8 protein-coding genes are annotated in these 9,860 nt (G+C 66.1%); 3 read left to right on the plus strand and 5 right to left on the minus strand.

Going from position 1 to position 9,860, the window contains the following annotated elements; translation table 11 throughout:
* Positions 1–614: GDP-mannose 4,6-dehydratase (locus DMC18_RS01230; protein ID WP_146217938.1), on the plus strand; the 614-nt coding region annotated here is incomplete at its 5' end.
* 42 nt (positions 615–656) lie between these two features.
* On the opposite strand, the gene DMC18_RS01235 is transcribed toward DMC18_RS01230, so the two are convergent.
* From DMC18_RS01235 to DMC18_RS01255, 5 genes are all read right to left on the minus strand, one after another.
* Positions 657–1,469 carry a WcbI family polysaccharide biosynthesis putative acetyltransferase gene (locus DMC18_RS01235; RefSeq protein ID WP_110132624.1) on the minus strand — a complete coding sequence of 271 codons (813 nt, stop codon included), beginning with the start codon at positions 1,467–1,469 and terminating at the stop codon, positions 657–659.
* A complete protein-coding gene (locus DMC18_RS01240) occupies positions 1,466–1,723 on the minus strand; it encodes an acyl carrier protein (protein ID WP_110132625.1) in 258 nt (85 codons plus the stop codon). The genes DMC18_RS01235 and DMC18_RS01240 overlap by 4 nt, the downstream gene beginning before the upstream one ends.
* Complete coding sequence (locus DMC18_RS01245) at positions 1,713–3,299, minus strand: AMP-binding protein (protein ID WP_110132626.1); 1,587 nt, start codon at positions 3,297–3,299, stop codon at positions 1,713–1,715. The genes DMC18_RS01240 and DMC18_RS01245 overlap by 11 nt, the downstream gene beginning before the upstream one ends.
* Before the next feature lie 112 nt (positions 3,300–3,411).
* Positions 3,412–4,521 (minus strand): DegT/DnrJ/EryC1/StrS aminotransferase family protein, encoded by a 1,110-nt coding sequence (locus DMC18_RS01250; protein ID WP_110132627.1) that lies wholly within the window; start codon positions 4,519–4,521, stop codon positions 3,412–3,414.
* A 23-nt stretch (positions 4,522–4,544) separates the two neighbouring features.
* On the minus strand, positions 4,545–5,195 hold the full coding sequence (locus tag DMC18_RS01255; protein ID WP_110132628.1) for an acetyltransferase: 651 nt from the start codon (positions 5,193–5,195) through the stop codon (positions 4,545–4,547).
* A 201-nt stretch (positions 5,196–5,396) separates the two neighbouring features.
* Between DMC18_RS01255 and DMC18_RS01260 the strand changes: the two genes are divergently transcribed.
* Together DMC18_RS01260 and DMC18_RS01265 are read left to right on the plus strand one after the other, a co-directional pair.
* Positions 5,397–7,766, plus strand: coding sequence for a glycosyltransferase (locus DMC18_RS01260; protein ID WP_110132629.1), 2,370 nt, complete (start codon positions 5,397–5,399; stop codon positions 7,764–7,766).
* Between the two features lie 19 nt (positions 7,767–7,785).
* Positions 7,786–9,860, plus strand: a 2,075-nt coding sequence (locus DMC18_RS01265) for a glycosyltransferase (protein ID WP_146217939.1), incomplete at its 3' end; no start/stop codon positions are given.

Here is a 9,860-nt window from a genome sequence, read left to right on the forward strand (position 1 = left end):
TCTATGGCCGAAGCTTCCAAAGCGGGGTCTTGATCGACGAAACGGCTCTTCTGCAGCCGTCGAACGCCTACGCCGCCAGCAAGGCGGCGGCCGACATTCTGGTCCGGCAGAGCGCCGAGGCCGGGCTGAAGACCCTTGTCCTCAGGCCCTTCAACCACATCGGTCCGGGCCAGGCCAACCTCTTCGTCATTCCGGCCTTCGCCAGCCAGATCGCGCGCATCGAGCTCGAGCTTCAGCCGCCGGTCCTGAAGGTGGGCAGTCTCGACGACGAGCGCGACTTCCTGGATCTCGACGATGTCATCGACGCCTATCTGGCGGTGATCGATGCACGGGCCAGCCTGGCGCCGGGAACGGTCTTCAACGTCGCCTCGGGGCGTCCGAGGCGGATCGGCGACATGCTCGAGCGCCTCGTCAGCCTGACCTCGGCGAAGATCAAGGTGGAGGTGGACGCCTCGCGCCTGCGTGGCGGCGCGCCGACCTCGTATGGCGGCGATGCTTCGCGACTGCGCGAGGCGGTGGGCTGGACCCCCCGGCGCGACGTGCTCGACACGGTCGCGCGGATCCTCGATTTCGAACGCGCGGCTCTCGACGCGCCGCTGTCCGTTCAGCGCTAGCCCCGAGGCCGCCGTGGTCGCGGCGGCCTCGGTCTGCTGGTCTTATCCGTAGACCTCGATGTACTTTCGAACATAGGTGTCGAAGTCCACCGGGCGTCCGTAGAAGCTGTACGTCTGCTCGGGCGTGACCCATTCAAGATTGAGCTTGTCGGCCACCAACGGGTGGAGCGGGGGCTGGAACACCGACAGCCGGTCGCTGACCGGCGCGTCGATGTCGAGTTCCAGGCCCACGGGCGCCAGAATCCGCGCCGCCACCGTCATCAGAAGGTGGGCGGTCGGGTGGGTGATCGTGTGGAACAGCGATTTTTGCCGGAAGTTGTCGATGACGTACTGGCCCAGGCCGTAGTCGGATTTCCGATCCATCAATCGGAGCCGGGCGGTTTCGGCTTCGTGATAGCGGACGAGGTTGGGCAGCCCGTCCACCGTCAGCTCACGGTAGGTCTCGAAACGCCTTTCAGGGTCGGGCTCCTCGGCGCGAAGGCGTCCCAGAAGGCTGTCCTGGAACGGGAAGTCCCACGGCGAATGCTGGCCGAACTCCGCCTGGGCCTTGGTGTCGGGCGGGTTCTGGTGGCTGTCGAACGGCCAAAGGCTGGCGAGATAGAGGAAAGGAAACCGGACGATTTGCGTGTCGGGGCGATAGTCGTCGCGGAACGCGTAGTAGCTCCAGTCGCCGATGTCCTGGGCCAGCAGCACGTCCGCCTCCTGGGCCTCCTGGCGCTGGCGATCGACGTCTTCGGGCGCGCTGCGGACGAAATGGTAGGCCAGGGAGAAACGCTCGGTCACCTGGGGGAGCTGTTTCAGGAGATCGAAGATCCCGTCGGCTTGGCAGTTGCCGTAGATGACGACCTTCTTCATTGCGCGGCCGCGATGAGGCGCATCAGGTCGCCGATGTTGGCGGCCTCGAGGGTGGCCTCGATGGGCAGGGTGACGGCGAATTCGTCCTCCAGCGCCATGATGAACAGCGTGTGCGTCAGGGAGTCCCACCCGTTGACGTCGTCTGCGGTCGTTTCCGGCGTGATGGTCTTGATCGTCGATCCATTGCGGAAGGTCTGGCGCATGACCTTCAGGATGCGCTCGAGGCCTTCGGAGTCAGTCAGTTCAGCCTGCATCAACACTCTCCCCCAATTCCTGATGCTTCTGCCAAGTGGCTTTGCGAGCCAGCTTGCCGCTCGATGATTTGACGATGAAGCCGGGCGGCAGCAGCGTGACGCTGGCGGGCTGGACGCCGCAGGCCGCGTAGACCGTCTTCCGGATCGTCGACGCCAGCTCGACCTGGCGGCTTTCGGCGACGGAGCTCTCGACCAGCATGACCAGTTCGGTGCCGCTGGAGGCGGCGTCGAAAAGCCCGTGCGCGAGCACCCGGCCCGGGACGACGCCGTCCAGCGTGGAGACCAGATCCTCGATCTCGTGGGCGACGAGGTTCTTGCCGTTGGTGATGATGAGGTCGTCGGTGCGGCCGATGACGAAGAGGGCGCCGTCCGTCTCGATCACGCCGACGTCGCCAGTTCGATACCAGCCTTCGTGCAGGCGCGAGCGGGTCAGTTCGGGTTGAAGATAGTAGCCCGCGAAGAGGGTCGGCGACCGCACCCAGATCTCGCCCATCTCGCCGTTGTCGAGGGCCTCGCCCCGATCGTTCCTGATATCCACTATGACGCCCGGCAAGGGCTTGCCAGACGAAACGAAACCGCGCGTCGCCGGCAGGCGGCCGGGGCGGGGCGGCTCATCCATCTCGGTCTGGGTGATCGCGAAAACGGTCTCGGCCATGGCGTAGGAAGCCCCGAGGGCGGCCGGTTTCAGCCCCATGTCGGCGTAGCGGGCCGTGAAGGCGTCCACGGCGCCGGTGCGGCAGGGCTCCGAGCAGCTTATGATCGCCTCGACGCTGCTCAGGTCCCAATCGCGCTTGCGGTCGGTGCGCAGGATGTGCTGCAGGGCGAAGTTGGGCAGCCAGGCATAGCTTCGTTCCGAGCACGACAGCCATTCCAGAAGCATGGCCGGCCGCGACACCCATTCCATCGGATCGATGGAGACGATCGGGCAGCCCACGATGGCGGGGGCCATGAAGCTCGTGATGAGGCCCATGTCGTGATAGAGCGGCAGCCAGCTCACGACCGTCGAACGGGCGTCCAGGCCGATGACGTGGGCGTAGTCGCGCGCGTTCCTGTGGACCTGGGCGTGGGTCAGCATCACGCCCTTCTTGTGCCCCACGGTTCCCGAGCTGTGCTGAAGGAAGGCCACCTCGTCGCCGTCCGACCGCAGGCGCCCGACGGTGTCGCAAGGCTCGACCTCTCCGCTGTCGAGGTGGGGCTGGTCGTCGGGCAGCACGGCCGCCGTCGTTGACGAAACGATCGTCAGGCGCGGCTTTTCCCGCTCCAGCAACGTCGCGAAGCCGGCCCGAAAGATCGCCGGGTCCTGCTTGGGCGTCAGCGGCGACATGAAGCTGGGCGCGGCGCCGGCGATGACGCAGCCGATGAAGCTGGCGTAGAGGTCGGGCGAGTGCTCCAGCACGATGAAGACGATGTCGCCGGGCTTCACGCCACGGTCGCGGAGGGCCGCCGCGTAGCCGCTGGCGCGACGGACGATATCCGCGTTGGTGATGTCCGTGGTTCGCCCCTTCGAGACGAAGCGGCAGAAGAGCCCGCCTGGGGCGCGCTCGGCTCGGTCCAGCAGAGGGGCGAAGATGTTCATGGCATTTTCGAACGCGCTGAGGCCGGCTCAGTGACAAGGGCTCCGCGTGCTACAGTCTCCATCGCGGACTTGCAACCCGCGGTTTCGCGGGGGCGGCGCCTTCCCGGCGCCTTCAGGTCGGGCGTATGGCGTCCGCCAAGGCCGCGCAGACTCGGGTGACGTCGTCCCGGCTGAGCATCTCGTGCGTGGGCAGGCTGATGCCCCGCGCCGCGCAGGAGGCGGCGTTGGGGAAGGGGGCCGCCGACTGGGCGTAGGGCGGCAGGACGTGCATGGGATGGAAGACCGGCCGGGTTTCGATGCCGGCCCCGTTCATCCTGGCCATGACCTCGTCGCGCGAAACCGTCACCGCCGGATCGAGCATGATCGAGTACATCCAGTAGCTGTGCTCGGCCCACGGTTCGACATGGGGGCGGATGATCAGGGGCTCGCCCGCCAGGTCTTCGTCGTACCAAGTCGCCAGTTCCTTGCGGAAGGCCAGGGCCTCGTCGACGCGTTCCATCTGCGCCACGCCCAGGGCGGCGGCGATGTTGGTCATGCGGTAGTTGTAGCCGACGACGTTGAACCAGTAGCGACGCTCGGGGTCCATGCCCTGGCCGCGGAGCAGGCGCAGGCGCGCGGCGAGAGCGTCGTCGTTCGTGGTGACGGCGCCGCCTTCGCCGGTCGTGATGATCTTGTTGCCGAAGAAGCTGAAGCTGGCGCAGTCGCCCAGTCCGCCGACGCGCCCGCCCTTGTAGCGGGCGCCGTGCGCCTCGGCCGCATCCTCGACGACGAACAGCCCGCGCCGTTCGGCGATCTCCCGTATGGGATCCATGTCGCACGGCTGTCCGAACAGGTGCACGGGCATGACGCCCTTGGTCCGGGGGGTGATCCTGGCCTCGATCGCGGCCGGATCCATGTTGAAGGTCAGGGGGTCGCAGTCGACGAAGACCGGTTCGGCGCCGCAGTAGCGGACGCAGTTGGCCGATGCGATGTAGGTCAGGTCGGGGACCAGGACCTCGTCCCCGGGACCCACGCCCAGGCCGACGAGCGCCAGGTGCAGCGCCGTGGTGCCATTGTTACAGGCGATTGCATGTTTTACGCCGCAGAAATCGGCGAACATTTGCTCGAAAGCCTGGATGAATTTCCCTTGCGAAGAGATCCAAGTAGTCTCGATGCACTCTTGAACATAGCGCATCTCGTTTCCACGCAGAACAGGGCTCGCAATTGGAATTCGATCAAGCATATACCTTGTCCGGTGTCTATTTACTACAGTATTTTAGGTCGGGCGGGAACGCCGACGGCGACAGCGTTGGGTGGAAGGTCGCTGACAACGACGCCCCCGGCTCCGATCACTGTACGTGTTCCAACCCTTATCCCAGGGATGGCCACCGCACCAGCACCCAGGAACACGGCCTCTTCCAGATGGACGCAGCCGGCCAGGGCTGTTCTGGGCGCCACGTGCACGCCGTCCTCGAGCACGCAGTCGTGATCTATCGAGGCCAGGGTGTTGACGATGCAGAAGTCGCCGATCTCGGCGCTGGCGTTGATGACGGCGCCGGCCATCACCGCGACGCCGCGGCCGATGCGGGCCGACGGCGAGATGATCGCCGACGGATGGATCAGGCTGGGCATCTCGAAACCCTGGGCGAGCAGCGCCCGCCCGAGCCTCAGCCGCAGCGCGTTGGCGCCCAGCGCGACGAAGGCGTGCCGCGTTCCGTTGGCCAGCAGGCCCGGCAGCATGCTGTCGTCGCCCAGCATCGGCACGCCCAGAACGTCCGGCGCGGTGGAGTGGCTGTCGGTGCAGCCCACGAGGTCAAATCGTCCTTCCGCCCGTGCGATCTCGATGATGACCTTGGCGTGGCCCCCCGATCCGACGATCACGAGGCCCCGTTCAGCTGGCGCGGCGTTCAGCGGCATGAATCACTCCGACCTATGTCGACCAAGGGTAGCAATTAGTCGCGCGACTTGACCATCTCAAGTTGCTTGTGTAAGCCCAACGCACTCAAATCTGACGGACAACCAGCTGCTGATCGCCTTAATTCAGCGAGGCGCGGATTTTGTGGTCATAGGGAAATCAAATTACCTAACCAAGTAATCGCGCGTGAGTGTATATTTACCATGACTTTACTCAAACACTTATTTGTCGATGCCCGCTGTCTACAGCAGCCGCATTTTCGTGGGCGGGGCATCGGCAGGCATGCGCGAGACTTGATCGGTTCGATCCCCAAGCACATTCGAGCTGGGATGAAGCTCATTGCGCTGGTCGACAACGCCGCGCCGGCGATGTCGGAGTCCGACGAGGCCCTGTTCGACGAGATCACCAGTGTCTTCAAGCCCGTTGCGAACGGGCTTTATCTGAACTGCGTCCCGCTCAACAACGGTGAGCGATGGATAGTGCCGCCGGGTCTGGGCATCACCAAGATCGGTATCGTGTTCGATTTCATCGCGCACGACTTCGCTGGTCTCATCAAGAGCGACGATGTCGCCAAGGTGCTGATCAACAACACCAAGGCGCTCAAGGAATACGACCTTCTGCTGCCTATTTCGGTATCGACCGAAAACAAGATCAAGGAACTGGTTTCCAAAAGCATCCCGACCCTGGTCACGGGCGTGATCGTGGACGATGAATTCTTCCTGCGCGGCAGCGGCGAGGGAGAGGCGTCGGGCACGGCGTTCCCCGAGCGCTTCTTCGTGACCGTCGCGGGCGACAACGACCGGAAGAACCTGGAAGTCGCCCTGAAGGCGTTCGGGCGCGGCGGCGGCGACTTCGCGGGCGTGACGATGCTGGTCATCGGCGGTTACGACGACGACGCCCAGCTCAGGGTCCGCTCCACCGTCGGCGCCAAGGAACTGGTCGACTGGTCGCGCGTGCGCTTCCTGCCCTGGGTCAGCGACCAGGTGATCTCGGAAACCTACCAGCGCGCCGTCGCGTCGATCGTGCCGTCGTTCATCGAGGGCTTCTCGATCCCCGTGGTCGAAACGATCGCCTCGGGGGGGCTGGCGCTGTTCTCCAACTGCGAAGCGCACCTGGAACTGCTCGAGGGACCTGCATTCGATCCGCATTCGGTCGAGGCGCTGCAGGCGCTGATGACCTCGGCCCTGGATCCGGCGTGGCGGGCGGCGATGATCGGCCGTCAGGCCGGCATGGCCGATCGTTTCCGGTTCCAGCGCATCGGCGAGCGCGTCTGGCCCGAGATCTTGAAGGCCCAGCCGAGGGCGTCGGCGACCAAGGCCGTCAAGGCGCCCCAATCCGCTTCCCAGCCCGCTTCTCAGCCTGCTTCCCAATCGGCTTCGCTGGCGGCCGCCAAGCCGGTCGCCAAGGCCCGTCGCGCGCCCGGCGACCGACCCTCGATCCTGTTCGTGACGCCCTATCCGCCCGAGCCGACCGGGGTCGGCAAGCTGCACGCCGAAGGCATGCCGGCCTTCATGGCCCGCGCCGACGTCACGGTGGCCACGCTGAAGGCGGCCACGCGCCCGCACGGGCCGGGCCGGCACCGCGTCATTCGTCCCAAGGACATCGATTTCGCCGAGTACGACCGGGTCTTCTACGTGATCGGCAACTCGCTCTATCACACCTTCGTACACGACATGCTGCTCGAGAACGGCGGCGAGGCGATCTTCCACGACTCCCGGATGTTCGAATACTATCTGCATACGCGGGGACTGGATCGGGTGGCGGCGATGGCCAGCGACGCTCTGGGACGTCCCATCGGTCACGGCGACCTCGACGACTGGGCCCGCGACCGCCGCAAGCTGCCCCTGCCCATGCTCGACGAGGTGGTCGCCGCCAGCACGCGCATGTTCGTCTTCACCAAGGCGATGGAAACGACCCTGCGGGACTTCTACGGCCGCGACAGCGTGGTCACGCCCCTGCCCGTCCACACGGCGTTTCCCGAAGAGCTGTTTTCGCCAGGCCGGATCCTGCAGGCGCGTGGCCGGGTCGGGTTCACCTCCGACACGCTCAACATCTGCACCTTCGGCGGGGTCGATCCCAGCAAGGGAATCTACGAGTCCATCCAGGTCCTGGACCAGTTGCGGCAGTACGACCGGCACGCGACCCTTCACCTGGTGGGCGGGGTCGACGAGACGTCGACGACGAACCTGCGCAACTTCGCGACTTCGCTCGGGGTCGCCGACCGGCTCGTCTTCCACGGCGCGACCTCTCCGGACCGCTACGTGGACTTCCTGCTCGCCGCGGATCTGGGCATGCAGTTCCGCAAGGCCCGTTTCGGCCAGTTGTCGGGGGCGGTCACCGAATGCATCGCCACCGGGCTGTGGTCGATCGTCAACGAAAGCCTCGCCGACGCGCACGACGCGCCGCATTTCATCACTCGCGTTCCCGACACCTTGAGCCCGCCGGCCATCGCGCTGGCGATCCTCGACCTGTTGGATTCGCAGGACATCCGGGTACGCGACGACGCCGTCAGGCGTGCGCATTTGCAGGGACGAAGCTGGGACGACTACGCCGCGGCCGTTCTAGACCTCTGACCCTGACAGGAAGTCGGACTTGGACCAGAAAACGCTTAATTTCCTGCTGAACGGCCGGATCCTGATGGATCTTTCGGGCTTTTTCGCGGAACCGACCCGAACCGGCATCCAGCGCACGACCTGGGAGCTGCTGAGGAACTGGCCGAACAAGGCGCTGACGCCGGTCATCTTCGAGGCCGACGGGACCGTTCGTGTCCTGCCGGACTACGCGCTCGAAGAAATGACCGCGTTCTTCCAGGAGCCGTTCGAGGAAATCGAGGCGCTCAGCCAGCTGCACCACGGCACGACGCCGCGCGGCCTGTACGGCCTGGAGCGTCTGCGGATGTTCGTGCGCGAGCAGGGCGCCCTGCTGCCGCTGGACGAGGCCCTGAGCGCGGCGCGGGCCGTCCTGGCGTGCGAGGTGTTCTTCGATCCCGGCCGCGTGGCCGCCTTCGAAAAGCTCGCCGAGGAACATCCCAAGAAGTTCTTCCTGCTGACCTACGACATGATCCTCTGGCTGCGTACGGAGTTCTATCCGCACGTGGACTGGGCGCACACCTCGGTCCTGCTGAACTATCTGAAGATCGTCCGTAAGGCCGGCAACGTCAGCGCCATATCCCACGCCACGGCCGACGAGGTGGCCCGGGTCCGCCGCAAGCCCGAGGCCGACGACGTTCGGATCTTCCCGCTGGGCGCGGATTCCTTCGGTGCGCGGCGCACCGAGCCGGCTCCAGCCGTGCCGCTCTTCAGCGTGCTGGGCACGGTCGAGCCGCGCAAGTATCCCGTCGAGGTGCTGACGGCGCTGAAGCGGCTGCACGACGAGGGCCGCCGCTTCGAGGTCCAGCTGTTCGGCAAGAAGGGATGGCTGTCCCCGAGCGAGTCCGACGTGTTCGACAAGATCGTGAAGGGCGCGCCCTGGATCCAATGGCATCGCGGCCTGCCGGACACGGCCGTCGCCGAGGTCATCGCCGCCTCGACCGCGGGCATCTACGTCTCCAAGGACGAGGGCTTCGGCCTGCCGCCGCTGGAGTGTCTGCATCTCGGCGTGCCGGTCGTGGTCAGCGAGCAGCTGCCCGCCCTGCGCTATGTCGATCCGTGCGGACAGCTGAGGCTGGCCGAGCCGACGGTCGATGCGATCTACGCCGCGCTGTCGCGGCTCTTGGACGCCAAGGAAGCCGAACGTCTCCGGCGCGAGGCTCGCAACTGCACCCTGCCGACCTGGCAGGCCTGCGCCGAGGGCATGGCGGCGTGGATCGACGAGGTGGCCGGGCCGGCGACCGTCGAGAGCGGCTTCTGGGAACGCGTCGACCGCCTCGAGGCGGCGCGCACGGTGAGGGCCGCGCCGGCCGGTTCGGCGCTGATGCCGCTGTTCTGGGCGGTGACGGGCCGCTGGCCGACCCTGGTGGAGTTCGAGGCCTTCTCGCCTGACGGCGAGGAGGAAATCCCGGACGCCGGGACCCTGGCCCTGAACATCGGGCGGGCCGAGACCGGCGAGATCAGCGGCGAACTGCTCCTGATCTACGACATCCTCCGGGGGTATATCGATCCGCCGCTGGCGGCTCGTCCGTCGCGCGCGGAGCCTTGGGATCGCCGGATCCACCGCCTGCTGCTGCGTCTCTACACCAAGCCCACGGGCGGCGATTTCGTCGATGCGGCCTATCGGCAGATCTTCCACCGCTATCCGAACCCTTCGGACCTGGCCGATGTGGGCGGCGACATCAGCAAGACGGCCTTCGTGCTGGGGCTCATCAGCTCCGACGCCTATGAGGGACTGCACTACAAGGCGCACGAACCTGAGGTGTTCTGGCGCATGATCGTGGAGGACTTCGACCTCGAGCGGTCGCTGGAATCGCTGTGGGACCTGAAGGGGCCCGACTTCGTCATCGGCTGCTATCGCCTGCTGCTGGGCCGCGAGCCCGACCGCGGCGGCTTCGGCGCTCACAGCAAGAGCCTCGCCCAGGGCGCGCCGCTGGAGGAAGTGGCGATCTCGATGCTGATCTCGCCGGAATACATGAACCGCGTCCAGGACGTCCGCCCCGCCGAACGCCTGGCCATCCGGATGCGCCATGGCCTGAGGGCTGGTGTTTCGGCCTGGCGGCGGGAGCCCGCGGCCGT

The sequence above is a fragment of the Caulobacter sp. D5 genome (genome assembly GCF_003185805.1).
Taxonomy (GTDB): domain Bacteria; phylum Pseudomonadota; class Alphaproteobacteria; order Caulobacterales; family Caulobacteraceae; genus Caulobacter.